22 protein-coding genes are annotated in these 24,135 nt (G+C 56.0%); 13 read left to right on the plus strand and 9 right to left on the minus strand.

Annotated elements, in window-relative coordinates:
* The first annotated feature begins 164 nt into the window (after positions 1 to 164).
* The 3 genes from repC to AB9K37_RS12085 all read left to right on the plus strand — a co-directional run bounded on the left by repC (position 165) and on the right by AB9K37_RS12085 (position 4,072).
* Complete coding sequence (gene repC / locus AB9K37_RS12075; RefSeq protein ID WP_369838968.1) at positions 165 to 1,343, plus strand: plasmid replication protein RepC; 1,179 nt, start codon at positions 165 to 167, stop codon at positions 1,341 to 1,343.
* 333 nt (positions 1,344 to 1,676) lie between these two features.
* Positions 1,677 to 2,972: an AAA family ATPase gene (locus AB9K37_RS12080; protein WP_369839107.1), complete on the plus strand. Its 1,296-nt coding sequence runs from the start codon at positions 1,677 to 1,679 to the stop codon at positions 2,970 to 2,972.
* Between the two features lie 11 nt (positions 2,973 to 2,983).
* On the plus strand, positions 2,984 to 4,072 hold the full coding sequence (locus AB9K37_RS12085) for a ParB/RepB/Spo0J family partition protein (RefSeq protein ID WP_369838970.1): 1,089 nt from the start codon (positions 2,984 to 2,986) through the stop codon (positions 4,070 to 4,072).
* A gap of 24 nt (positions 4,073 to 4,096) precedes the next feature.
* Here the strand turns inward: AB9K37_RS12085 and AB9K37_RS12090 are convergent, their stop codons facing one another.
* Positions 4,097 to 5,632: a sensor histidine kinase gene (locus AB9K37_RS12090; RefSeq protein ID WP_369838973.1), complete on the minus strand. Its 1,536-nt coding sequence runs from the start codon at positions 5,630 to 5,632 to the stop codon at positions 4,097 to 4,099.
* A 451-nt stretch (positions 5,633 to 6,083) separates the two neighbouring features.
* On the opposite strand from AB9K37_RS12090, the gene AB9K37_RS12095 reads away from it, so the two are divergent.
* Positions 6,084 to 6,401 (plus strand): hypothetical protein, encoded by a 318-nt coding sequence (locus AB9K37_RS12095; RefSeq protein ID WP_369838976.1) that lies wholly within the window; start codon positions 6,084 to 6,086, stop codon positions 6,399 to 6,401.
* Here AB9K37_RS12095 and AB9K37_RS12100 read toward each other — a convergent pair.
* From AB9K37_RS12100 to AB9K37_RS12110, 3 genes are all read right to left on the minus strand, one after another.
* Complete coding sequence (locus tag AB9K37_RS12100; protein WP_369838979.1) at positions 6,398 to 8,266, minus strand: sensor histidine kinase; 1,869 nt, start codon at positions 8,264 to 8,266, stop codon at positions 6,398 to 6,400. The genes AB9K37_RS12095 and AB9K37_RS12100 overlap by 4 nt on opposite strands.
* 480 nt (positions 8,267 to 8,746) lie before the next feature.
* Positions 8,747 to 9,685 carry a zinc metalloprotease HtpX gene (htpX, locus tag AB9K37_RS12105; RefSeq protein ID WP_369838982.1) on the minus strand — a complete coding sequence of 313 codons (939 nt, stop codon included), beginning with the start codon at positions 9,683 to 9,685 and terminating at the stop codon, positions 8,747 to 8,749.
* A gap of 93 nt (positions 9,686 to 9,778) precedes the next feature.
* Positions 9,779 to 11,086 (minus strand): type II toxin-antitoxin system HipA family toxin, encoded by a 1,308-nt coding sequence (locus AB9K37_RS12110; protein WP_369838984.1) that lies wholly within the window; start codon positions 11,084 to 11,086, stop codon positions 9,779 to 9,781.
* A 280-nt stretch (positions 11,087 to 11,366) separates the two neighbouring features.
* Between AB9K37_RS12110 and AB9K37_RS12115 the strand changes: the two genes are divergently transcribed.
* Positions 11,367 to 12,056 carry a sensor histidine kinase gene (locus AB9K37_RS12115; protein ID WP_369838987.1) on the plus strand — a complete coding sequence of 230 codons (690 nt, stop codon included), beginning with the start codon at positions 11,367 to 11,369 and terminating at the stop codon, positions 12,054 to 12,056.
* Between the two features lie 101 nt (positions 12,057 to 12,157).
* Here the strand turns inward: AB9K37_RS12115 and AB9K37_RS12120 are convergent, their stop codons facing one another.
* The 5 genes from AB9K37_RS12120 to AB9K37_RS12140 all read right to left on the minus strand — a co-directional run bounded on the left by AB9K37_RS12120 (position 12,158) and on the right by AB9K37_RS12140 (position 16,569).
* On the minus strand, positions 12,158 to 13,063 hold the full coding sequence (locus tag AB9K37_RS12120; RefSeq protein ID WP_369838990.1) for a cation diffusion facilitator family transporter: 906 nt from the start codon (positions 13,061 to 13,063) through the stop codon (positions 12,158 to 12,160).
* A gap of 75 nt (positions 13,064 to 13,138) precedes the next feature.
* The gene (locus AB9K37_RS12125; protein ID WP_369838993.1) at positions 13,139 to 14,272 is read right to left on the minus strand and encodes an alpha/beta hydrolase; all 1,134 of its coding nucleotides are present in this window, start codon (positions 14,270 to 14,272) and stop codon (positions 13,139 to 13,141) included.
* Positions 14,273 to 14,436: 164 nt separating this feature from the next.
* On the minus strand, positions 14,437 to 14,958 hold the full coding sequence (locus tag AB9K37_RS12130; RefSeq protein WP_369838996.1) for a CBS domain-containing protein: 522 nt from the start codon (positions 14,956 to 14,958) through the stop codon (positions 14,437 to 14,439).
* Positions 14,959 to 15,236: 278 nt separating this feature from the next.
* A complete protein-coding gene (gene nqrM / locus AB9K37_RS12135; protein WP_369838999.1) occupies positions 15,237 to 15,473 on the minus strand; it encodes a (Na+)-NQR maturation NqrM in 237 nt (78 codons plus the stop codon).
* A 70-nt stretch (positions 15,474 to 15,543) separates the two neighbouring features.
* On the minus strand, positions 15,544 to 16,569 hold the full coding sequence (locus tag AB9K37_RS12140) for an FAD:protein FMN transferase (RefSeq protein WP_369839001.1): 1,026 nt from the start codon (positions 16,567 to 16,569) through the stop codon (positions 15,544 to 15,546).
* Positions 16,570 to 16,753: 184 nt separating this feature from the next.
* On the opposite strand from AB9K37_RS12140, the gene AB9K37_RS12145 reads away from it, so the two are divergent.
* From AB9K37_RS12145 to AB9K37_RS12180, 8 genes are all read left to right on the plus strand, one after another.
* Entirely contained in the window at positions 16,754 to 18,097 is a 1,344-nt protein-coding gene (locus tag AB9K37_RS12145; RefSeq protein WP_369839109.1) for a Na(+)-translocating NADH-quinone reductase subunit A, read from the plus strand.
* 3 nt (positions 18,098 to 18,100) lie between these two features.
* Entirely contained in the window at positions 18,101 to 19,300 is a 1,200-nt protein-coding gene (locus tag AB9K37_RS12150) for an NADH:ubiquinone reductase (Na(+)-transporting) subunit B (RefSeq protein WP_369839004.1), read from the plus strand.
* Positions 19,293 to 20,138 carry a Na(+)-translocating NADH-quinone reductase subunit C gene (locus AB9K37_RS12155; protein WP_369839007.1) on the plus strand — a complete coding sequence of 282 codons (846 nt, stop codon included), beginning with the start codon at positions 19,293 to 19,295 and terminating at the stop codon, positions 20,136 to 20,138. The genes AB9K37_RS12150 and AB9K37_RS12155 overlap by 8 nt, the downstream gene beginning before the upstream one ends.
* On the plus strand, positions 20,138 to 20,791 hold the full coding sequence (locus tag AB9K37_RS12160; RefSeq protein ID WP_369839010.1) for an NADH:ubiquinone reductase (Na(+)-transporting) subunit D: 654 nt from the start codon (positions 20,138 to 20,140) through the stop codon (positions 20,789 to 20,791). Before AB9K37_RS12155 ends, AB9K37_RS12160 begins: the two co-directional genes overlap by 1 nt.
* Positions 20,791 to 21,399 carry an NADH:ubiquinone reductase (Na(+)-transporting) subunit E gene (gene nqrE / locus AB9K37_RS12165; RefSeq protein WP_369839013.1) on the plus strand — a complete coding sequence of 203 codons (609 nt, stop codon included), beginning with the start codon at positions 20,791 to 20,793 and terminating at the stop codon, positions 21,397 to 21,399. Before AB9K37_RS12160 ends, nqrE begins: the two co-directional genes overlap by 1 nt.
* Before the next feature lie 14 nt (positions 21,400 to 21,413).
* On the plus strand, positions 21,414 to 22,637 hold the full coding sequence (nqrF, locus tag AB9K37_RS12170) for an NADH:ubiquinone reductase (Na(+)-transporting) subunit F (protein WP_369839016.1): 1,224 nt from the start codon (positions 21,414 to 21,416) through the stop codon (positions 22,635 to 22,637).
* 143 nt (positions 22,638 to 22,780) lie between these two features.
* Positions 22,781 to 23,533, plus strand: coding sequence for an SDR family NAD(P)-dependent oxidoreductase (locus AB9K37_RS12175; protein ID WP_369839019.1), 753 nt, complete (start codon positions 22,781 to 22,783; stop codon positions 23,531 to 23,533).
* Between the two features lie 179 nt (positions 23,534 to 23,712).
* Complete coding sequence (locus tag AB9K37_RS12180) at positions 23,713 to 24,129, plus strand: NUDIX hydrolase (RefSeq protein WP_369839022.1); 417 nt, start codon at positions 23,713 to 23,715, stop codon at positions 24,127 to 24,129.
* Positions 24,130 to 24,135 lie beyond the last annotated feature (6 nt).

Raw genomic sequence — 24,135 nt, forward strand, 5'->3', positions numbered from 1 at the left:
AGGAAAAGGAGGCACGACACCCGGCACCAAATAAGAAAAGACCCCCCAGAACTTTCGTCCCGAGAGGCCAATTCGTCTTAGCACCTCGAACCTACCCTTGGGAGTTGACAGCTGTCAACCATCGTTGAGTCCGATGGGTGGTTTTTTGTGTCGTCGTGAAAAATATGGAACACATTTCAACGACGCCCTTTGGGCGGCGATCAGTTTCGGCTGGTCAATTGGCGGCGCAAGCGATGCTCGAGGCGCCGATCCCTGATGTCGTGCCTGACAAATGGACCATCATCAAAGAACTGACTGCCGCGCGCTTGGCCTTTGGAGTCACGGATCGCGATCTTGCAGTTCTGCACGCGTTGGTCAGCTTTCATCCGCACGATAGCCTTGCAGAGGGAGAGGGGACAATTGTCTTTCCTTCGAACGCTGCGCTGTCGGAACGGGCTCACGGGATGGCAGAAAGCACGCTACGACGCCATCTCGCGGCTTTGGTCAACGCGCAGTTGATTATTCGTCACGATAGTCCGAATGGCAAACGCTACGCGGCGCGTGGGGTGAATGGGGGGATCGATCGGGCCTTTGGTTTTGACCTGAGGCCGCTCTTGGTGCGGCTGCCAGAGATCGCCTCGGCGGCACACGAGGCACGCGCTGCTGCGCTGCGGCTCAAGCGCTTGCGCGAGGCGGTCGTGCTACGTCTGCGCGATGCGGCAAAGCTCATCGCATTTGGGCAAGAAGAGGTCCAAGCAGATTGGGACGAACTGCAGCACCGACTACGGCTTCTTCAACGTTCGATGCGACGCAAGCTCTATGCAGACGACTTGGCTCAGTTAAATCAGGAAGCCGAGACACTTCTAACAGAAGTGAATACCGTGCTTGTAAAATCTGATACAGAACTAATGGGCGGCAATGACGACGTTTCTGAGCGGCACTTACAATATTCAAACATACAACACTCAGATTCTGAACCTTCCTTAGAAAAGGAAAGGGCGGCGGATGCTGAGCCCTCAACTGGACCGAAGAGCAAGCTGCCTCTCTATCTTGTCGTGAAAGCTTGTCCGGATCTGAATGACTATGTGCCCTCTGGTGTGCATTCATGGGCAGAGCTTGTGGCAGCTGCCAACTTCATTCGACCTATGCTTGGCATATCCGATGATGCGTGGCGACGAGCCGAGACCGCAATGGGCGCCGAGGCAGCCGCAATCACTGTCGTTGGCATCTTGCAGCGCGCGAGTGAGATCAGAAGTCCGGGCGGATATTTGCGTGCATTGACCTCAAAGGCCGAGGACGGAGCGTTTTCACCTGGCCCGATGATCATGGCGTTGTTGGCGACTGACAACCAAAAGGCGGTGTGATGGTCAGGGCAGTTTGGGGGGTGTTGGAAAGGTTGACAGCTGTCAACTCATTGAGAGAACGCGTTTTTTCGTCGCCATCACTTCAAAACCGTTTTTCCAAGGGATCTCACATTCGTGACAAGTGCGAGACTTTTCCGGAAGTCCTTCGGAAAAGCGTTTTGACAAGATTTGGCGGGAGTGATGCCGAACGCGTTGCATTCGACACGATATCTGGTTGTGTTTGCCAAGATAATTGGCTCGGTAAACGTTAATCGTGAGGAGTTTTTGTTTTGCGTTGGAAGTGGTTTCGACGTAAATTAGAGCAGAGCAGAAAATAACGTTGTGAGACAACTCGTGTACACCCATGACGAATTAAGCCATCTTCAGGCACAATCTCTGAAACTTCAGAGCTGGATCCGGCAGCAGACCTTCAGCCCGGAAAACATCAAGCGCTTGCGCCGTTTTTCGAGTTGGGAAGTTTCCGAACTGATCCTGGGGATCAATCAGTCGACGTTTCGCGGGCGGCTGGCCGCGGATCCGAACCTACCCGGTGGCGAGGTTGAACCCGAAGGACGTCAGCGCTGGTTTACGCTCGATGAAATCAACGAGCTTCGCCGTCGGATCAAGGTCAACAAGAAGTCGTTGATGCCCCCGCGGCCAGAAGGAAAGCGTGCGTTCCGTGCGGCAATTGCCAACTTCAAGGGCGGGGCAGGCAAATCTACTGTCGCTCTGCACTTTGCTCATGCGGCTGCACTGGATGGCTATCGTGTCTTGCTGGTGGATTTCGATCCACAAGCGACCCTATCCCATTCGATGGGGCTTACGGATGTGGCCGAGGAATACACGGTTTGGGGAATTATGGCGCGCGATTTGATCCGCGAGACAGACCGGATGAACGCAGCTGTGGTCGGCGCGGCAAGTGGAACCGCCCTGCCCCAACGTCAGATTCCTGCATCGATCAGAGAGATGGGTCTGGATTCCTTACGCCCGTCGGATTTCATCAAGCCGAGCGCTTGGAGCACAATCGATGTTGTCCCCAGCTGTGCCAACGCAGCTTTCGTCGAATTTGCGAGCGCCCAATACCGGCATTTGAACCCAGAATGGAGCTTCTTTGCTTGTGTATCGCGCTATCTGGATAGCCTGCCGGACGACGCATATGACCTGATCATCTTCGACTGTCCCCCTGCGATTGGCTATCAGTCGATGAATGCGGTTTTCGCGGCTGATATGCTCTATATCCCCTCGGGACCTGGATACTGGGAGTATGACTCCACAACGAGCTTTATTGGCCAATTGGCCGAAGCGCTCGAGGATTTGTCCGCTGGCTATGAGGGCAGTGTTCCGGGCTGCAACATGAGCCTACCCAAAGCGTTTGCTGACATAAAATTCCTGATGACCCGATACGAGCCCGGCAATGATCTGCACCGTGCAATGTATGAAGCGTTTCAGAAAGTCTTTGGCGATCACGTGACAAATAATCCTGTTGAGATGACGCGTGCGGTCGAGCAATCCGGCCGCTTTCTCGCGTCGGTCTACGAGATCGACTACCGCGATATGACACGCGAGACGTGGCGCCGCGCGCGCGCCAGCTTTGATCGCGCCTACGAGGAGTTCCGCGGCAACATCATCACTGCTTGGGACAAGATCTGAGGAGAACGGCTATGGCCAAGAAACGCCGGATGTTCGACATCAACATGCCTACGGATCTGCCTGCGGACACGCCCGAGGCGGCTGTGCCGAGCAGCGCCCCTGCCCCGCGTCGCGGGCCTATGGCTACTGCGATCTCAGAGGCTGCAAACAGCACACGGCAGCGTCAGGAAATCGAAGCGAAGATCCGCGCTGAGAACGACGCGCTGGCTCATGAACATGTTCGGCTCAAGGGCATGGGCCTGATCATGGAATTGGTGCCCTTAAACGCCATTTCCACGAGCAAGTTGACTCGGGATCGCGCCAAAGGCCCAGACCTTGAGCTGGCGGAATTAAAGCAATCGATTTCGGAAATCGGCTTGTCCAACCCAATTCGGCTCGAGACGCGTTCGGATGGTCTTTATGAATTGGTACAGGGCTATCGCCGGCTGTCTGCCTACCGAGAGCTATTTGACGCGACAGGACATGCGGAATTTTCGGCAATCCCGGCCGTTGTGACCGAGGCAGGCGATACGCTCGAGGATCTATATCGGCGTATGGTCGATGAGAACCTTGTGCGCAAAGATATTTCCTTTGGGGAAATGGCAAAACTTGCTTTGGAATACGCGAATGATCCCGAGACTGAAGAGCATGACGCCGACAAGGCTGTTGCCACTCTGTTTAAATCGGCTGGTTATCAGAAACGCAGCTACATTCGGAATTTCATCCGTGTTGTTCGCGCACTCGACGGCCATCTCAAATACCTGCCTCAGATACCTCGGTCTCTGGGGCTGGCGCTCGCTGCTGCCATAGAAGCAAAATTGGAGACGGGTGCGAAAATTGCCAAAGCGCTGGATGCTGCGCCTTCGCGCACGGCTGAAGAAGAGCTCGAAATTCTGCGTGGCTTTGCAAATGATGGCGGGGCAAAAGTGACAGCTGCCAAGAAAAAATCTGCGAGCCCTGCCCCAACGCGCAGCACTTTTTCAATGCCGGTTGGATCAGGCTCGGCGAAGTGTACGGCCGCGCGCGGAAAACTAGAGATTAAACTGGATCGAGATTTCTCTTCAATAGACCAGGCGCGCCTTGAGGCTGCAATCAAACAGCTGCTGACATCATTGGATTAACGGTTCCCGATTGGGATGACTGCCTCACTGGCCCTCCGGTTTCCGGAGGGCTTTTTTTTCGGCTGCGTTCTCTTCTTCCATATTAGGGAAGAGGCAGCGAAATTGCATTCCACTGGTAGTGGGGTTGGGCCTGACCGAGATTTTGCCGCCCAAGGCATCGACCAATCGGCCCGCATAGGCCATCGACAGATCATTCTGGGTTTCGGCTGTCCCGCTTGATCTGAATGGCTGAAAAATGCGGGATTGTGCGGCGTGGGAAAGACGGCTGCCGTTGTCCTCTACAGTCAAGACGAGGCCCTCTTGGTCCATGGCCCACGCGACAACGACGTTCGGCGTCGATGGGTCGGCGCGGCCGAGAGCGTTTTCCATGAGTGTCGAGATGATCGAGGCCAATGCGTTTTCATCCGTATGAATAGAAACGTTTGCGCCCTGAAGCGCCACGGCGTCAACCGCGTTGGTAGGGAGAGCTGAGACCAGACGTTCGATGATGGGTGAAATAGCGACGTTGGTGCGCCTTGGAACGTAGTGGCACAGATCAACATATGCGACAAAAGCATCAAGTCGCTCGTAAAGTGTCTCTGCTCGGTCTGCCAGTAAATCCGCGCGCGATCCGATTTTATCATAGGCTTTATCTGCTAGGTCCTCTCGCAGCCAATCGGTGGTCTGGACAATCCCCCGTGCTGGCGAGCGCAGGTCGTGAGCCAGAGCATAGACGAGATCCTGAATAACAGCGCTTTGACGTTCCAGCGTCGTGTTACGCGTCTCGCTTTCCTTTACTGTTGTTAGGAAGACGTCGACCCCTTTGGTGATGCTGCTGGCACCAAATATGAGGACTCCTATAAAAAGGGCGTCGACGGCGATGTGCGCGCCCTCCCCGCTTTGGAGATGGGCGAACATGTCGGAGAATATGAAATAGGCGATCGCCGGTAATGGAGTGGCGAGCGCGACGATTTTGGCATTCGCGCGTTGGGAAGCATCTATGAAATCAAGTGCCCCGCTGAGAAGGAGGATCGCTGCGATGTATAGGTTGATCCCAGGTGTCGGCTGCCAACCATGGCTTTCGAGTTGGGCGGAGAGCCCGGTAAGCGTGGAAAATAGCCCAAATCCTGCGATGACGATGACCATTGCTTGCCTTGAAAGCAGGATAAACACCGTATCGTTCTTGTCCTGAAGCTTCGCGCGTATGGAGACGATGATCGCTAGGGCGACTTCGGGGTCCATGAACCAATGGTAGGGCCAAGTGTCTTGCGGCGATGGCGCTTGCAAACTGAAATAGAGAGCAGCGATCAGAGAAATCAAACCGGTGAAAAGTAGAGCCAAGGCCCCTACCCTTCTTTTTGATTTCAAACCTTCGCCAACCCCGTAGAGAAGTAGAAATGCCAGAAGCGCGGTACCAAGGCTATCCGGCATTGATGGCAGTGTCTTTGGATCATACGGTATTGTGAGACCGCCGAAGATCCACGAAAGCGCTAATGCGACACAAGAGGCAATTAGCAACACATAACGCAGTTTCCGACCGTGTCGGTGCGTTATTTCCTGAATTGTTTCGAAAAGCTGCATTGTAAAGTTCGCTGCCTATGTGCTGCCTTCTTCGACTATACGTTCTGGCCTCCAAAAATGGGCCTAGTAAGACCGAATTTATTGCAAAGCTGCCTTTGTATCAGAGTACCCATCTCATTCTTCCCCTTGGGGAAGGTGAAGTCTGGACTATATATAGTGACGAAGGGTTCTGATTCAGAAATATTAGACCATATGATGTCTCTGGTGGGCTGACAGACGCCAGTTTTGTTAGTCTACGCGTGTTTTATTGGTCACTATCTGGAACGAAATGTCTGGGTCACAGTGTCTATTTTTGCAAAAGACAGGGAATTTTCTTTGTTCTTTAGGCTAAACAGCCCCTGTTCTTGCCGGGGAACGCCGCTTTTCAATGGTAGCTACGACTGCAACTCCCTTTTTGCGGCTGTGTAACTGTGTAAAAAGTCGCGCAGAAGGCGAGTTTTGGATGACGACAATGGAAGATTTTAAGAACGCTGCATTTCCCAAAGGGCTCACAGACCCAGACTTGGTGGACCTGTATCCCCACGCCATTGCACGAATGGTCGAAGACATCGATACAATGATCACGCTTGTGGCTGAAAAAGAGTTTCAGCGCGCATGTTTTACAGCCTTTAAGCTACACGGGATCGCCGCTCTGTTTCGTATGGATGAATTTTCTGCAGCACTGACAGCGATTATCGAGAGCCTCGAGAACAAAGACAGCCATGCCAGTGTCCAGCTAGAAGATTTGGGAGCCAAAGCGCGTCTCCAGCTGTGTTCGAAACGGAACTAAACACCACGCTTCCAAACAAGATCAAGGGGAATCTTGATCACAAAGCGGGCCCCCCTGCCCTGTTCTACTGGCGACTCGGCGTGAATGGTGCCGCCCCATTCTTCGACCAGTCGGCGCACCATTGCGAGCCCCATACCAACTCCCTTGTGCTCTTTGTTCTCTGAGTAGGTGCGAAAGAGCTCAAAGATCATCTCGTGGCGAGCTTCGGGAATGCCCGGTCCGTCGTCGGTCACAACGATTTCCAAAGCGTCGATTTGTACGCTCGACGAGATAGCGATGTTGATGGTCTCGCGGTCGTGGTGGCTAATGGCGTTCGCCAACAGATTGTTCAGTACACGCACAAGGCCGTCGTACTCATATTGCAACCTTAGACCTGCTGGTTGGAATTTCGTCAGAACAGTGATGTTGGGCGCGCGATACAGGTTTGCGGCGGCGTTGATGGCATCGCTCAACGGCAGGTCTTCGATTTGACTCTCGCGGTTCTCGAGCCTTGCAAGGTCAAGAATGCCTTCGATCAAGCGGCTCAGATGCTGAATTCGCGCATTGATCATGCCCAGATACCGGTTGGGTGCCTCGATATCACCCTCCTCTAGGTCATCCCGGGCCCATTCGGAGAGCTGTTCGATCCCTCTCAGGGGGGCACGCAGATCATGCGCAGCGGCATAGACAAAGCGGCGCGTGTAGAACTGACGGATCGAGAGTTGCCGCGAGGCCTCGATAAACTGGACATGTGTGCGTTGGCTGATTTGCGTCATAACGAACACGCCAAGAATGGACAGAAGCAAGAGCACAGTCATCGCGATCGTTGCGGTCTTGATCCGGTTGCCACGGAAGTCATAGGACGCAAAGCCCGTTTCGGTGAGATGGGCGTCAAAGCTCTCAACTGCGTCAATATAATCTGTGCCCATTGGAAGCGTGTTGATCCACGTTTGAAAGTCGATATCCGCCAACCAGTCGGAATTCACCAACTCAAGCCGAAGGTAGTCCCTGAGTTCGATGCTGAGATCTAGCATGAGGACATAAATTGCACCGTTCTGAGGCTGCACGTTACTGGTCACGGACCGGAACAAATGGCAGCGTGTCTCCGTTTCACAGTGTTTTAGAATAGCCCCCGATGACGTCGGGTTTGTGCTGAGCCATTGTTCTTCATGTAGATCGGCAAAGTAAGAGTACACGCTTCCACCCGGACTTGGACGGTCAAATCCATAAGCGCAGTCGACTTGGTGAATGCGGTTTTTTAGGAGCTCAAAGCTAAAGACATACGTGCCACGATCTGCGCGGCACACCCGAATATCATTCCTCGCATGGGTCTGGTCGTTGTGGGGTCCTAGCCCGACCAGATTAATCGTTTCTTTGAATTTTGATGTCGCTGCTGTGGCCGTTGCGTCGAGATGTCGGTGAATGCGTTCGATATTTGACGCATTCAAGGAGATGGGCGCTGTCAGGGACAAAACGCCATAGAACACAATGACGCCTGCGATGGCCCCAGTGGCGGCGACCTCGGCGAGGTCGACAATCCTAAGAGGCAACCCATTTTCATCGGTGCTTGCAGCAAGTTTAGCGAAAATGAGTAGAAGCAAAGAGAGCGCGGTCAGAGGCCCAGTATCCGTCGGGTTCGCGCTCCAATGGATTGGCGGTGGAAGGTTGGCAAAGATCATCCCCAGCATCGAGATGACCACGCCAAGCAGCGCTACGTTGATGGCCTGGCTTAGGACAGAGAGAACTGGTCGGCCCCGAATGAGGCGAACAAAGAGGCCGTACCCAGACGTCGCTAAAAGCAAGAGCGACGTGTTTACTGACATCTGACCGGCGCGAGCGCCAGCTTCGATGGTTTCAGTCGGCAGCAGCCTATTGATAAAATTCACTGCCTCGACCCAGTGCGACGTGAGTGAGAGCCCCGAAATTACCATCACTGCGAGGTAGGGAAATATCCCGAAAACCGGTCTCCACGCTTTCCCTTTCAGAGCCGTCGGAAGTGAGCCTAAGAAAAGGCAGATTGCGGTTGTTGCCTGTGTGGGCGAGGCATTCTGAAAGGGCTTCGTTAAGGCGTGAATTCCAAGCAACCATCCGAGCATAGCAATGGATGCGATCGCCAAAACGATTATAGAAAGCGCTACAGATATTTTCGGCGCGTACCGAAAGCTCGCGATACGATGTACCATCTTGTTTCCCAAAGAGCGGGGGAAACTCGAAAACATCTACTTTGCACAGGCCCGCAGTAAAGCGTGAATGTCAAAATTATGCCCTGTATTGGGGCGTCGTCGCAAGCGATATCTGATCTTCTGAATGTGTCAGAAGGAGCTGTCGGGCAAGATCTTCCCCGTGGGGAAGATCGGGTTCTGTCGTTACGTCCACGGCCCTTTGCTGCGACGGCTGCGTCCAGATTTCGGGATGCTAGACGTCGCGGCCGTGGGTTCTGGATGTGTCATGGATGCCTTTTTTACAGTCATCTTGCGCAATGCGGCGACTCTGTTTTCTGTCGCCGGATGGGTCGCAAACAGGTTGTCCATCCGCCTTCCGTGCAGCGGATTGATGATGAACATATGCGCCGTCGCTGGATTGCGCTCTGCTGCGATGTTGTCGATCTGGGCAGCGCCTCTTTGAATGTTCTCGAGCGCCGATGCGAGCCAAAGAGGATGTCCGCAAATCTCGGCGCCGATGCGGTCGGCCTCGTATTCCCGCGCCCTGCTGATCGCCATCTGAACCAGCGCCGCCGCCATAGGGGCAAGAAACATCATCGCCAAAGTCCCCACGATTCCGAGACCGCCGTTGCCTTCCTCATCGCGGTTTCCCCCGAAGAAGAGTGCGAAGTTGGCGAGCATAGAGATCGCGCCCGCAAAGGTCGCGGTGACCGTCATGATCGCAGTGTCGTGGTTCTTGATATGGGCCAATTCATGCGCGATGACGCCTGCAAGCTCTTCGCGGCTCAGGACACGCAGGATGCCGCTTGTCACAGCGACCGCAGCATTCGCCGGGTTGCGGCCCGTGGCAAATGCGTTCGGCTGTGGTGTGTCGATCAAGTAAACCGCTGGTACCGGCATGTCTGCGTTGCGCGCCAGATCCGCGACCATTTGCTGAATGCCCATCCGGTCGCCAGCGGTCAAAAGCTGCGCGTTGTGCATGCGCAAGACCATCTTGTCCGAATTCCACCAAGTGAAAATATTCATGGCCGCGGCAATGATCAGGGCGATCAACATACCGCCTGTTCCAGCAAGCAAATACCCAAGCCCCATAAACAGAGCTGTCATCGCGGCCATAAAAAGTGCTGTTTTCAGATATCCCATAAAAACCCTCTGATGCGGCAGTTGCCGTGTGCACCAGAGATATAGGGAGTCACCGCCTGCTCGCCAACGGGAGCAGCGCGGTGCAATCGCGTGTTATGTCCAGCTTCGCGCGCATTCGATGTCGTCTTGAATGCTAGATTTCAGCAGGCGCGGGACTCCGCAAGCTTCGGCAAATTCGGGCCACCGGACGAGCGCCGCATCGACTTGCGAAACCATATCCCAAACAGACTCGCGTTCGATTCCGATTGCGCGGGCGACATCGTGGAAGTGCATGCGGCCCGGTTGGTTTCGGTTTCCGGCAATTCCAAGCGCATGAAGCCCGCCGCGACCATAGCTATAGCAGAGGTCGTAAGCCGGGGCCAAAGCCCACCTGCCCCGTTCATCCATTAGAAAAGCGTGGTTCTTCAGGTGGTCATCTCTGTTCACCGCACGAACATTAAAGATCATGCGCAGCATCATCTCTTCGACCTGCGCTTGGTTTCGTGTGATCGCCCGCGTCAGTTTGAGCAGGTCAATGTAGTCTAGGTCTGCGGTTCGGAAGTCGACACCAAAGAGCGCAGCCGCGGTCTGGACGTGCAGACGCTTCGTTCCGGGGCGATCAAACCGCTGCGTTACGAAGTACTGTTCGCGAGTGTTTGAACCCAACATGCCCATCCAAGTGGTCCGCAGGCCGGCGGCGCGGGCCATCAAACCGTAGGCGACTTCGGCTTCGACCGCGCCATTGCGATCGCTGCGGCTGCGTCGTTTGATCAGAACGTGTTTCCAGCCTTGGGGCAGGGGGGCGCGGTGGTTCCGTAGAGTTTCCCCGTCGGGAGAGAGCTGTGCGAGAAACTTCGGCTTTTGCCCGTGGGTGCCACCAGACGCGTTGTTCAGCCGCGTGAGGTCGTCCATTTTCACGCAATCGCCGACATCCGCAGCAAGCCCTGCGAACCATTCTAAGGAGACCTCCTGGGGCTCGGTGAGCGGGTAGGCGGGCCTGTAGGTCAGGGCGCCGATCCCATGCAATCCAACCAAGGAAAGGCGGGTCAAAGGGCTGGTGCCTTCGGGGCTCCCGCCGCTCGCGCGAATTTCGTAGTCGGCAAGCAGCCTCGCCCACCCGTCTGGTAGGCTGTCCCCGATCAAAGCAGGTGCGCCTTCGAAGGCCCATCCGCGTCGGGGCTTTAGGCTGCCTTCGTGTTTTCGCACGAGTACAGGAGAGAGGGGCAGAGGGTCGGCCTCGAATCGGGCGTCCCATCGCAAGACCGCCTGGCGGCGGGTGTCGTCCCAGTCGAGCGTGCCGACAGGACGGGGGGCGAATCCTGCACCGAAATCCAGCGCAACCTCGAGGGATCGAGGGTCAGAGCGCAGGAAAGCGCGGGGGCAGGGCATCGCTTGATCAAAGTTGTGCTGTATATCGGTCATACGATCTCTCTAGCCAAAAGCGTGCCAAACTGTCCTGAGACAAGGATTATTCGTGAAGGCCTATCCGGCAGGATAGAATGACTATCCAGTAGCGCGATCAGGGCTTTTCAAAATAGTCGTTTGAGGTAGAATACACCTACATTAATCGGAATACGTTCAATAGATATTTGTATAAACACCTTTGCAGTAATGGTCGTTTGTTTCGAAGGCGTGTTGCGCAATAGTTAATTTTAGAGGCGCACACATCTTTTAAGAGCGCACAAACAGAAGGCTTCGCACCATGGTTTTGGAACGCCCGATTCAGAGTATCGATTTTGCTGAACGTGTTATTCCCAAGCTGGGGCAACACGATATTGCAGATGCAACCGAATATGCACAGCGGGCCGAACGGCAGCGCATCATGGGCGAACTGGCCTCGGATGTTGTGCATGACATTAATAACCTGCTCGCCGCTGTAGAGGCGATCTCTCGTTTGCTCGAAATGCAGATTGAGGATGACGCTCTCAGCGCACTTGTGCGCCGCTTGTCACGCTCTGCCGGCTCTGGCCGAAAAATGACCCGTCGCTTGTTGGACTTTGTGCACGACGACGGCAAGGGGCCTGTCCCTGTCGATATCGCCGAGGTCGTGGAAAACGAAGTCGAGCTTTTGGATCACTTGGTGTCGCGCCAGATTGCGCTGAAGATCGACACCGAGGACAGCACCACCCGCGTTCTGGCAGATCCTGTGCGTATTCGCTCTGCTCTGTTCAACCTGATCGCCAATGCGCGCGATGCCATCGAAGGTGGGGGCCAGATCACAGTGCGGCAGTATGTGGTTCCCGCCATTGGTAGTGAGCCAATGTGTCAGGTCCTGACCGTCGCAGATGATGGCTGCGGCATGAGCGAGGAATTGCTTCAGAAAGTCGGACAGCAATACTTCACAACCAAGGGCAAGGGGAAGGGGTCCGGCCTCGGTCATTGCGCTCGCTGATGAGTGTGGTGGCCGCGTCGAACTTGAGAGCACCGAAGGCGTTGGGACACGCGTGCGTTTGGTTCTGCCCTGCATCTGATCATCCCCGCGGGGAAGGTTTTTTAGTCTTTTGCGGGAAACCAGACATCCTTGTGGATCATGACGTCTGCATGGGGGTAGGCGAGCAGGATTTTGGCTCTTAGGCCCGCGCTTATCTCGTGTGCATCATAGAGTGATTGATCGCCGTCGAGTTCAATGTGAAGTGTCACAAAGGTCCGCGACCCGGCCATCCGGGTTTTTAAATCATGAAAATCCCGCACGCCCGGAAAGGATCCCGCGATCTCTGCGATACCTTCAATTTCGTGATCCGGCGCTTTTCGATCCATCAAGGCATCTAGAGCCGCTTTGCCGATCCGCACCGCACCAAACATCATGAAGACCGCCGCACCGATCGCCACAATACTGTCGATGAATGTAATCCCCAACTGCTGCGCAGCGAGAAGCGAGAGGATCGCGCCAAGGTTCGGCACCAGATCACCGATGTAGTGAAGGCTGTCTGCCGTCACGACCTTGTTCCGGGTTTTGCGCGCGACGTGACGCTGATACGCAACAAGCGAGAGTGTCAGGCCAATCGACAGGACCATGACGGCGATACCTGCACCCTCGGATGCCAAGGGGGTCGAAGCCTCTCCGAAGAGGCGTACCCCAGCCGCATAAAGGATCGCAGTACCCGAGATTAGGATGAATGTGGACTGCCCTAGCGCGGCCAGATCTTCGGCCGACGTGTGGCCATAGGCGTGGTCATCGTCCGGCGGTCGGGCGGCATAGGTTATGGCCGCCAGCCCCGCCAGAGACACCATCAGGTCAAGCGCACTATCAGCCAGAGATGCCCCAACGGACAACGCTCCGGTTGCAGCCAGTGCCCAAGTTTTCGCAACAACAAGCGTCGCCGCCACCGCCACGGAGGCAAGACCGGCCCGTCGGTTGAGCTTAACATGCTCTGATCTGAGAGGGGTAGGGTGGGGCATCGGCTTGTCCAAAAAGTGCTGTTCTCACCGCTGTTTAAGCAAGTCGGGCCAGAATGTCACAAGCTTTGCCATCTATTACTGTGCTTGGCGTGTGATCGCCGCAACCGGTCGCAGCATCTCGGCGGTAAGGGTGTTCAGGACGTACGCCCCTGCGACGGCCAATTCATTCTCGCCACGCCCCCCCTTTTGCAAGGAAGTATAAAGTGCGGCGAGCGGCACGTAGCGACTGTGGCCGATAGGGTCCGCCGCGACAGAACCGATGTCAATGATGCGAACATTGGACGCTTTGGCCGAGTTCTGGACCTCTGGCGCATCTACCGACAACGCACCCAAGCGGGGCCGCCCTGTTCCGATCAATGAGCTCACGGCCAGGGCTTTGTCATCGCGTGCGACCAAAACAACCAGTGGTCGCCCCAAATTCCCGATGGTGCGCATCTGCTGGTCAAAGACCATGACGTCGATATCAGGGGCAGCCAAGATCACCTCGAGGCGTTTCAGTACGTCCTCGCGCGCCTTGAGTTTGAGCGTCCGAAGCGCTTCGATGGACAACCAGCTTCCCATGCTATGCGCAAAGAGCAGCGCCTTTTGTCCGTTTGCCGTGGTGTCGGTCAGCACACTGGCAAGCGCGTCTCTAGAGAAGATCGCACTCTGACGGTCAGCAACATATTCTAGGGGATGCCCGTAAGAAGGCCAAGAAAACAAAATTGCCGGCCCATCGTATCCGCTGTCAGCCTTGAGGAGAGCCAGATGCAGAAGGGCTTCTGGAAAACGCGTGTTGAAGCCATGAACGTAGATTCCAGGCTGCGATCCAGCGGGGGTCTCTTGCGCCACGCGGCGCCGGAATTCGGCACGAGATATTGTGCCAGACGCGACCACCAGAAATTCCGAGCTGAATTTGGGGGGCTCCGATCTGTATCGTACGACGTTTGGCTTGCGCACAGGCGGCACGGAGATGTCATAGAACATGTAGGTCGTTTCAAAAGAGGGATCGGAACCAAACCCCCGACCTGCCTCGTCCCTCTCGCGGTTTGTGGCGGCATAGACGCGGACGATGGTGCCTTTCAGGTCCGGTGCTGCGATCGGAAGCAGGACTTCAGAGGTCGGGCGTTCGGCGCATCCGGATAATCCAAGAAAGAGGATGGCAGCGATCAGAAAACAGTGGACGGCGCGAAAAGCGGGGTGCGATGGCAGGGACGTGCGAAATAACATTCTCTGAAATCCAAAGGCCGAAAGAAACGAGCAGGTGTAGGATCAAATCGTCTTTGGCGAAATCCTAGCACGTTCGAGCTTCACTGTCTCAAAGTGATGGCGATTGGCGGGCGTTCAAAGAGATGCAGAGGGTGCCCCGCGTGAACGCAGGGCACTGGAGGCGCCTAGCCTACGATCAGTTGTTTGATCTGAAGCGCTTCGAATTCCAGCTGGTTCAACCGGAACTGCACAACGTCACCAATGGTCACTAGCCCAATCAGCTTGGGGCCTTCGACAACCGGCATGTGGCGGAAGCGGCCTTTGGTCATGCGGGTTAGGACGGTGACCAGAGGGTCTTCGCCTTTGCAGGTCTCCACCGTGCGTGTCATCACGTCGTCAACCTTGTGGGGCAGGGTTTTGCCCGGGGCATCCGCCAATTTGCGGACGATGTCCCGCTCGGACAGGATGCCCACCAGCAAGTCATCTACGTCTGTCACCAGTAGGGCGCCGATGCGATGGTCCCGCAATAGAACGACTGCTTCGTGCAGGGTCTGCTCGGGGCGGATGGTGTGAAGGGTGCCGTCTTTCTCGGCAAGGACATCTCGGACGAAAGCGTGCTGCTCGGTCGTATTTGTCTCGATCGACTGCGTTGCAGTGCGGTTCTGAGAGTCATCCTTGCGCAGATGGGGGCGGTAGGATTCGGGCATGCGCTGGCTCCTTGCGTGTCCTGAGTTGAACGTTTACGTACTCAGTCTAAACCGCAATCGAGCAGGAATGGTTCAGATTTTTTCTTCTGTGACATATCTTACCCCCGCTGTCGCCACCGTGATTTTCGTGGTGGGATGTTTGGCGGGAATGAGGTACCGCACGGTTTGGAAAGCCGAAGGGCCCCGCTGGCAGCTTTGGCTGTACGGACTTGTTGCGGCTGTTTCCTTGTTAACGTTGGGATTTGTGCCGGTTACGATGGGCTGACATCCAGAGCGGATCAGCGGCCCTCTTCCATGTCTTCGACCATCTTCCGTGCCCGGGGGCAGGCCAGACGTTCGCGAAGCGGGCTGTTCGGATCAATCTCTTTTTTGCAAACGAGGCATTTGTCCGCGTCGGCGATCGCGTTCAGACCACCGCAGCTTCCTTTGATCCGGCGACCAGAGAAGATTACCCCGACTGCCATACCAAGCATGACGAGGCAGAGCAGGAAGAAAGCTAGAAAAAGCGTCTGCACGGGACCCTCCGATCTGCGCAGGCCCCAAAGGGCCTGGCGGTTCATTTCAATCTATCGGCGCTGACAGCACTCAGGCCTGAAGCGCTGTGTAGCTGCTGCTTGCCGTAGTGGTTAGGCCTTGGCCTGCGACATCGTCAATGAACATCACCGCGAGCCCTTCGGCTTCGGCGATTTCCATGCCGCGTTCGCGACCCAGAACCAGCATTGCCGTCGACCATGCGTCGGCCAGCATCGCGTTTTCGGTCAGAACAGTTGCCGAAACGGTGTCATGCAGAATTGGGCGGCCAGTGGTCGGGTCGATGATGTGCGAGTAGCGCTTGCCATCAACTTCAAAGAAGTTGCGGTAGTCGCCAGAGGTCGCCATGCCCATGCCGGTCACGGTCGCGACGCTATCCAGCGACCGCTCGCTCGCGACGGGCGATTCGATGCCGATTTGCCAAGGTGTGCCGTTCGGGTTGCGGCCCGATGCATAGAGATCGCCGCCGATTTCGACCATGAAGTCTTTCAGGTCCAGCGCACGCAGCGCTTCTGCAACGCGGTCAACGCCGTAGCCTTTGCCGATTGCGGGCAGATAAATTTCTGCATTGTCGACCGACTTGCGCAGGCTGCCGTCTACCAGTGTCAGAACGCGCGGCTGACCGCTGATGGCCAGAGCGGCCTCAATTTCTGCGTCTGCTGGGATATGCGGCACTTCGGCGCCCGAGCCAAAGCCCCAAAGGTCGATCAGCGGGCCAACTGTGACGTCAAAACGGCCATCGCTGGCGGTGTGAACCATCTCTGCGTTCTGCATGACACGCGCCAAAGCGGGCGACAGGGCCATTGTCTGATCGGCGGCAGCGGCGTTCACGCGCGAGATTTCCGAAGCGGCGTTCCAGTTCGACATCTGGGTGTCGACTTCGGCCAGAGCGGCTTCAATCGCGGCTTTAAGCGTGGCTTTGTCCACGCTGTTGCCCGAGGACAGGGCAATCACATTATAGGTCGTTCCCATAGTCGCGCCGGAGAGGCGTAGAACCTCATCTTCGGCCTGACAGGCTGCCAGGGCCGATGCGGACAGGATCAGGAACGATCTACGAGAGAATCGGAGAGTTGCGGACACTGTACATGCCTCCTGACATTTAGATGTTGCGTCTCAATAAGGCCTGCGCTTTGGGTCTGCAACCGTCGACAATCCCGAATAAATAGATAAAAGAGGCGCGGAACACAGAAAATGTTCCATCACCGGTTTTTCTTGGCGACAACCCGTTGCATAAGGGCCGGGAAATCAAGAGATGGCGATCCAAGTGCAACACTACTCTTTCAAGCGAGGTCTCGATCTTCCGATCGAGGGGGCGGCAGAAAGCGGCCCACCTATTTCATCGAATATCAAAACCGTTGGCCTGTTGGGTGCTGACTATCTGGGGCTCAAGCCTCGCCTTTCTGTCCAAGAAGGTGATGTGGTCGGAGCAGGCGCACCAATTCTGTCCCACAAGGACAATCCCGAGGCTTTGATCACCGCGCCGGTCTCTGGTCGCGTGACAGCAATCAACCGTGGTGCGCGTCGCAAACTGATCAGCATCGAGATCGAAGTCGATGACACAGCTGCGCAGCCTGTAGATTTTTCCGCCGTTGGCGATGTGATCACAGCCGAAGGCATCGCCGAGCGTTTGTGTGCGTCCGGTCTATGGACGTCGTTTCGTACGCGTCCTTATAGTAAGGTCCCACTGGTAACCGAACGTCCTGCCGCGATCTATGTAAACGCAATGGACACCGAGCCGCTATCGCCCGATCCCGCGCCGTTCATTCGCGCAGAGGCTGAGGCGTTTGTTCGCGGTCTCGAAGCGGTCGCATTGCTCAGCGAAGGCGAGACCTACCTGTGCCAAGAGGCAGGAGCTGACGTACCTGGATCAGATGTCGCTGGTGTGACAGCTGCATCTTTCTCGGGGCCGCACCCCGCTGGTTTGTCTGGCACGCATATGCATTTCCTGACGCCTCCCACGGCAGAGCGTTTTGTATGGACTATCGGTTATCAGGATGTCATCGCCATCGGTCGCCTGATGCTGACAGGCAAGCTGGACATGTCGCGCGTCATCGCGATCACCGGTCCTTTGGCCGACAAGTCTCGTTTGGTTCATACCGTGCCCGGTGCCTCGATGGTCGAGCTCTGTGAGGGTGATAATCCGCAGAACCTTCCGATTCGCCTGATTTCGGGGTCCGTCCTCAGTGGTCGTGCGGGCGAGGGTGTTGAGTCCTATGTTGGTCGCTATGCGCGTCAGATCACCCTGATGGAAGAGGATCACAAGCAGATTCCCATGGGCTGGATCCGCCCCATGGCGTCGAAATACGCGTTCCAGCCTGTTTTGGGATCGGCGCTGTCGAACAAGCTATACAAGCTGACCACCAACCTGAATGGCGGCCGCCGCGCGATGGTTCCGATCGGCACATTCGAGCAGCTGATGCCGCAGGATTTCATGCCGACCCAGTTGCTGCGGTCGATGCTGGTGATGGACACCGATCAAGCTCAGGCCCTCGGGGTTCTGGAGCTGGACGAAGAGGACCTTGGCCTCGTGGGTTTTGCCTGCCCGGCCAAATATGAATATGGCATGGCGCTTCGCGACTGCCTTACCAAGATCGAAAGAGAGGGCTGAGCCATGGGACTGCGCAGCTTCTTTGACAGGATCGAGCCCAGTTTCGAAAAGGGTGGCAAGTACGAACGCTACTTCCCCCTTTATGAAATGGTCGAGAGCTTCCTGTTTACGCCGAAAACTGTAACGACGGCAGCACCGCACGCTCGGTCGTACATCGATATGAAGCGCATCATGACCTACGTCGTGATCGCGACCATTCCGTGTATTCTGTTCGGCCTGTATAACACGGGTCTGCAAACAAATCTGGCCATTGCTGAGCATGGTGCGTCCGGCTGGCGCGCGGCGATCATCGAAGGTCTGGGGATCGGCTTTAACGCATCGAACCCGTTGGCCAACATGCTACACGGTTTGCTGTATTTCTTGCCGATTTACATCGTCACGCTAGTGGCCGGTGGTTTCTGGGAGGTTGTTTTTGCAACCGTCCGCCGTCACGAAGTGAACGAGGGCTTCCTCGTCACGTCGATGCTCTACACCCTGATTCTGCCTGCCTCGACGCCGTTGTGGCAAGTCGCACTGGGGATTTCGTTTGGCGTGGTGATCGGTAAGGAAGTCTTTGGCGGCACTGGTAAAAACTTCCTGAACCCAGCATTGGTTGGGCGTGCGTTCCTGTACTTCGCCTATCCGGCATACATGTCAGGTGACACGATCTGGACCCCCGTCGATGGCTTCTCTGGTGCGACCGCACTGGCCGTTTCTGCCTCCGAAGGTGCCGCGGCGCTGCCCGAATACGGCATCACTTGGATGGATGCATTCGTTGGCACCATTCAAGGCTGCATCGGCGAAACCTCGACCATCGCATGTTTGATCGGTCTCGCGTTCCTTTTGGCCACGCGCATTGCGAACTACCGTATGGTCGTGGGCTGTCTTCTTGGCATGATCGCGTTCTCGTCACTGCTGAACTGGATCGGCTCTGACACCAACCCTGCCTTTGCGACTCCGTGGTACTGGCATCTGGTGATGGGCGGCTACGCATTCGGTCTGGTGTTTATGGTCACCGAACCGGTTTCCGGCTCGCACACCAATCTGGGCCGCTACTTCTACGGCGCTCTGATCGGTTTCATGGTTGTGATGATCCGCGTGATCAACCCCGCCTTCCCCGAGGGTATGATGCTTGCCATCCTGTTCGGCAACGTCTTCGCCCCGCTGATCGACTATTTTGTCGTTCAGGCAAACATCCGCAGAAGGGCACGTCGCAATGTCTGATAAGGATCTAGAAACCAACGCGGGCGCCGATGCGGCGTCTTCCAACAATGGCTTGATCCGCCGGTTCCTTGATACGCCGCCGGACAACACCTCTAAAACTGTGACGGTTGCAGTCGCGCTGTGCCTCGTTGCGTCGATGGTCGTATCTGCGGCAGCTGTATCGCTGCGCCCGATCCAGGAACGGAACGCCGCGCTCGACAAGCAGGTGAACATTGTTCAGGTCGCGGGCCGCTATGAGCCCGGAATGGACGTGGCCGAAGCCTTTGCTGACTTCGAGCCCCACGTTCTGGAATTGGCCACTGGCACGTTCACCGAGGAATTTGACGCCTACGAGTTTGACGACCGTGCCGCGGCGTCGGACCTGACACTGTCGGCCCCGCTCGAGGATGACCCCGCCAGCATCGGTCGTCAGGCCAACTACGTGACGATCTACTTGCTGCGCAATGACGACGGCTCGCTCGATAAGGTGATCCTGCCGGTTTATGGCTATGGTCTGTGGTCCACGCTCTATGGCTTCATGGCCATCGAAGAGGACGGCAACACAATCTACGGCCTGCAGTTCTATGAACACGCCGAAACCCCCGGTCTGGGGGCAGAGGTTGATAACCCACGTTGGAAGGCTCTGTGGCGCGACAAGAAACTGCGGACCGAGGATGGCGAAGGCGAACTGGCGATCACGGTTGCCAAAACACCGCCGCCCCAAGGACGCGAGTATTTTGTCGACGCACTGTCTGGCGCGACTCTGACATCGCGCGGCGTTGATGCTCTGGTACGCTTCTGGATGAGCGAACGAGGCTTCGAACCCTTCCTCGAACGAGTCAAAGCGGGAGAAATCTGATGGCACAGACCTATCGGAACATGCTCGTCGACCCGATGGTCGACAACAACCCGATCACATTGCAGGTTCTCGGGATCTGCTCGGCGCTGGCTGTGACGTCCTCGCTGCAGGTTGCCATGGTTATGTCGATCGCGGTGACTCTGGTGACCGGCTTTTCGTCGATGTTTATCTCGGTGATCCGCAACCAGATCCCCAGCTCGATCCGTATTATTGTTCAGATGATCATTATCGCATCGCTGGTGATCGTGGTGGATCAGGTCCTCAAGGCATATGCCTACGAAATTTCGAAGACCCTGTCGGTCTTTGTGGGCCTGATCATCACCAACTGTATCGTGATGGGCCGCGCAGAAGCGTTCGCAATGAAGAACCCGCCGGTGGCGAGCTTTGTTGACGGTGTCGGCAATGGCTTGGGCTACGGCCTGATCCTGATGCTTGTCGGTTTCATCCGCGAGCTTTTCGGCTCTGGCAGCATCTTTGGCGTGACCATTCTGGAAACTGTGAATAACGGCGGCTGGTACGTGCCCAATGGCCTGCTTCTGTTGCCTCCCTCTGCGTTCTTTGTCATCGGCCTTTTGATCTGGGCTTTCCGTTCGTGGAAACCCGAGCAGGTCGAAGAACGTGAATACCGCATTCAAACCGTGGAGAGCCATTAATGGAAGCTCTACTCTCTCTTGCAGTAAAGGCCATCTTCGTCGAGAACATGGCGCTGGCCTTCTTCTTGGGCATGTGTACCTTCTTGGCGGTGTCCAAGAAGATCGGCACAGCCATCGGCCTTGGTATTTCGGTGACGCTGGTTCAGGCGATCACGGTTCCGGCCAACAACATCATCCTGACCTACCTGCTAAAGCCCGGCGCTCTGGCATGGGCCGGTTTCCCTGATGTCGATCTGACCTTCCTTGGTCTGATCTCGTACATCGGCGTGATCGCGGCAATGGTTCAGATCCTCGAGATGATCCTCGATAAGTACTTCCCGCCCCTGTACAACGCGCTTGGCGTGTTCTTGCCCCTGATCACTGTGAACTGCGCGATCATGGGCGGCTCGCTCTTTATGGTAGAGCGTGACTACAATTTGGCAGAGTCGTCGGTTTACGGCGTCGCGTCGGGTCTGGGTTGGGCGCTTGCGATCACCGCGATGGCCGGTGTCCGCGAGAAGCTGAAGTATTCGGACATTCCCGACGGTCTTCAGGGCCTTGGCATCACCTTCATCAGTGCAGGACTTATGGCGATGGCCTTCATGTCCTTCTCTGGCGTAAAGCTGTAAAGGAGGCTGGATAAATGGAAACTTTCAGCCTTGGCGTTCTGCTCTTTTCGCTCATCGTGGTTGCGCTGGTTGCGGTCATTCTGATGGCGCGCTCGCGTCTGGTGTCGACCGGCAACGTCAACATCACCATCAATGGTGAGCGGACCATCTCTGTTCCTGCGGGTGGCAAGCTGCTGCAAACTCTCGCGGCAGAGAAGCTCTTTGTGCCTTCGGCATGTGGCGGTGGTGGCACTTGTGCCCAATGCCGCGTGCGTGTGCACGAAGGTGGCGGATCAATCCTGCCCACCGAAGAAAGCCACATCACCAAGCGCGAGGCCGCTTGCGGTGACCGGCTGTCCTGCCAGGTCGCGGTCAAGCAAGACATGCAGGTCGAAGTACCCGAAGAAGTCTTTGGTGTGAAAAAGTGGGAGTGTACCGTCCGCTCCAACGAGAACGTCGCGACGTTCATCAAAGCGTTGGTTCTGGAACTGCCCGAAGGCGAGGATGTGAATTTCCGTGCCGGTGGATATATCCAGATCGAAGCACCTGCGCACCACGCCAAGTACACCGATTTCGATGTTCAGGAAGAGTATCGGGAAGACTGGGACAAGTTTAACATCTGGCAGTACGAGTCCAAGGTCGATGAGCCCATCGAGCGCGCGTACTCCATGGCGAACTATCCGGACGAAAAGGGCATGATCATGCTCAATGTTCGGATCGCGACCCCGCCGCCGCGCTCCGAAGGCGTGCCTCCGGGCAAGATGTCATCCTACATCTTCAACCTAAAGCCTGGCGACAAAGTCACCATCTCGGGTCCGTTCGGCGAGTTCTTTGCCCGCGAAACCGAAAAAGAGATGGTCTTTATCGGTGGTGGTGCCGGTATGGCACCAATGCGCTCGCACATCTTTGACCAGCTCAAACGCCTGAAGAACAAGGACCGCAAGATCAGCTTCTGGTACGGTGCCCGTTCGAAGCGCGAGATGTTCTTTGTCGAGGATTTCGATGAGCTCGCCGCCGAGTTCCCGAACTTCGAATGGCACGTGGCGCTGTCCGATGCGCTACCTGAGGACGAATGGAAGGGCTACACCGGCTTCATCCACAACGTTCTTTTCGAAGAGTACCTGAAGAACCACCCGAATCCCGAAGATTGCGAATACTACATGTGTGGTCCGCCGATCATGAACCAATCGGTGATCAACATGCTCCTTGAGTTGGGCGTTGATCGTGAGGACATCATGCTCGATGACTTCGGAGGTTAAGCATTGGAACCCGCCCTTGTGGCGGGTTTCTTTTTGCTCCTGCTAAATAAGAAAGCGCCCCTACCGATTGGTGCGACGTTTCAACGCTCTGGCATTGGACTTTGTCCCAATGGGCGCGTATCAGAGCGTCAGGGAGAGAGAATATGTCAGAATTTGCGATTTACCCGAGCCTGAAGGGCAGGGTCGTCTACGTCACCGGTGGTGCGTCCGGAATTGGTGCGCAAATCGTGGCGGCGATGGCGGAGCAGGGGGCACAGGTTGGCTTTGTCGATCTGGACGCAGCAGGCGCTGCCGCCGTTTCCGACCAGTACGAGAACGTCACCCACGAGATTTGCGATCTTCGCAACATTGACGCACTGCGAGAGGCCTTTGGACACCTGAAGGACCGGATCGGTGCTGCCGAGGTGCTGGTGAACAACGCTGCGCGGGATGATCGTCACAATTGGCAGGACGTGACGCCAGAGTATTGGGACGAGCGTCAGGCGACGAACATTCGCCACATGTTCTTTGCAATTCAGGCCGTGGCGCCTGACATGATCGCGGCAGGGTCTGGCTCCATCATCAATATGGGCTCGAACAGTTGGTTCGAAGCATCTGGAGGCTTTCCGGCCTACACCACTGCGAAATCAGCGGTCCAAGGTCTGACCCGAACTATGGCACGGGATCTCGGAGAGCACCGCATCAGAGTGAATGCGGTCATCCCGGGCTGGGTGATGACAGAACGCCAAAAGGAACTGTGGGTCACAGAAGACGCGCTAAGTGCACATTTAACGCGTCAGTGCCTGCCCGATCCGATTGATCCGGTTTATCTGGCACGCATGGTGCTTTTCCTGGCGTCGGACGATGCGGCTATGTGCTCGGCGAGCAGCTACATGGTCGAAGCGGGCTCGATTTAAGGCGGGGTGCTCTGACGCGCTTGGTTTGTCAAAAGAGTGCGCCAGATGTCGATCTGATGTGTCGGGCGTGGTCAGGATGGCAGGTATTGATCCTATCATAATGAGTGCGATCAAATAGGTCGAAGGACCATCTCCCAGTATCTCCAACAGATTCGACAGGCTTATTAGGACAGCGGAAAATGCCAAAATCGCCTTCTACGCCCCAAGTTGCATTGCTGTGCTACCGCGGGAAAATCAGTGACAGAGAATACCTTTTGGTGACCTCGCGGGATACTGGTCGCTGGGTATTGCCTAAGGGCTGGGTCAAAAGTGGTAAAACGCCTGAAGTGTCTGCACTGGAAGAAGGCTGGGAAGAGGCAGGAATCGTCGCAGCCAAGGAAACGCCCAAACTGGTCGGACACTACTCTTATAACAAGCGCCTCGAGAAGGGCGAAACGCTCGCGCTAGACGTCGCTGTCTATCAGGTTCGCTTCAAGAAACTGGAGCGTAAATTTCCAGAATCTGGCGAGCGTAAGCGCAAATGGATGACCGCATCCAAAGCGGCAAAGCAGGTGGATGAAACGAGCCTGACCAAACTGCTGAAATCATTGTCTTGAAGACAA

The sequence above is a fragment of the Donghicola sp. XS_ASV15 genome (assembly GCF_041224595.1).
Classification (GTDB): domain Bacteria; phylum Pseudomonadota; class Alphaproteobacteria; order Rhodobacterales; family Rhodobacteraceae; genus Donghicola.

Coding starts and splice junctions, on each gene's coding strand:
- AB9K37_RS12130 (WP_369838996.1), bottom strand. CDS start 14,958: ATGCCCGAATCCTACCGCCCCCATCTGCGCAAGGATGACTCTCAGAAC.
- nqrF (WP_369839016.1), top strand. CDS start 21,414: ATGGAAACTTTCAGCCTTGGCGTTCTGCTCTTTTCGCTCATCGTGGTT.
- htpX (WP_369838982.1), bottom strand. CDS start 9,685: ATGGGATATCTGAAAACAGCACTTTTTATGGCCGCGATGACAGCTCTG.
- AB9K37_RS12095 (WP_369838976.1), top strand. CDS start 6,084: ATGGAAGATTTTAAGAACGCTGCATTTCCCAAAGGGCTCACAGACCCA.
- AB9K37_RS12110 (WP_369838984.1), bottom strand. CDS start 11,086: ATGACCGATATACAGCACAACTTTGATCAAGCGATGCCCTGCCCCCGC.
- AB9K37_RS12175 (WP_369839019.1), top strand. CDS start 22,781: ATGTCAGAATTTGCGATTTACCCGAGCCTGAAGGGCAGGGTCGTCTAC.
- AB9K37_RS12160 (WP_369839010.1), top strand. CDS start 20,138: ATGGCACAGACCTATCGGAACATGCTCGTCGACCCGATGGTCGACAAC.
- nqrE (WP_369839013.1), top strand. CDS start 20,791: ATGGAAGCTCTACTCTCTCTTGCAGTAAAGGCCATCTTCGTCGAGAAC.
- AB9K37_RS12115 (WP_369838987.1), top strand. CDS start 11,367: ATGGTTTTGGAACGCCCGATTCAGAGTATCGATTTTGCTGAACGTGTT.
- AB9K37_RS12085 (WP_369838970.1), top strand. CDS start 2,984: ATGGCCAAGAAACGCCGGATGTTCGACATCAACATGCCTACGGATCTG.
- AB9K37_RS12150 (WP_369839004.1), top strand. CDS start 18,101: ATGGGACTGCGCAGCTTCTTTGACAGGATCGAGCCCAGTTTCGAAAAG.
- AB9K37_RS12155 (WP_369839007.1), top strand. CDS start 19,293: ATGTCTGATAAGGATCTAGAAACCAACGCGGGCGCCGATGCGGCGTCT.
- AB9K37_RS12120 (WP_369838990.1), bottom strand. CDS start 13,063: ATGCCCCACCCTACCCCTCTCAGATCAGAGCATGTTAAGCTCAACCGA.
- AB9K37_RS12180 (WP_369839022.1), top strand. CDS start 23,713: ATGCCAAAATCGCCTTCTACGCCCCAAGTTGCATTGCTGTGCTACCGC.
- repC (WP_369838968.1), top strand. CDS start 165: ATGGAACACATTTCAACGACGCCCTTTGGGCGGCGATCAGTTTCGGCT.
- AB9K37_RS12125 (WP_369838993.1), bottom strand. CDS start 14,272: ATGTTATTTCGCACGTCCCTGCCATCGCACCCCGCTTTTCGCGCCGTC.
- AB9K37_RS12090 (WP_369838973.1), bottom strand. CDS start 5,632: ATGCAGCTTTTCGAAACAATTCAGGAAATAACGCACCGACACGGTCGG.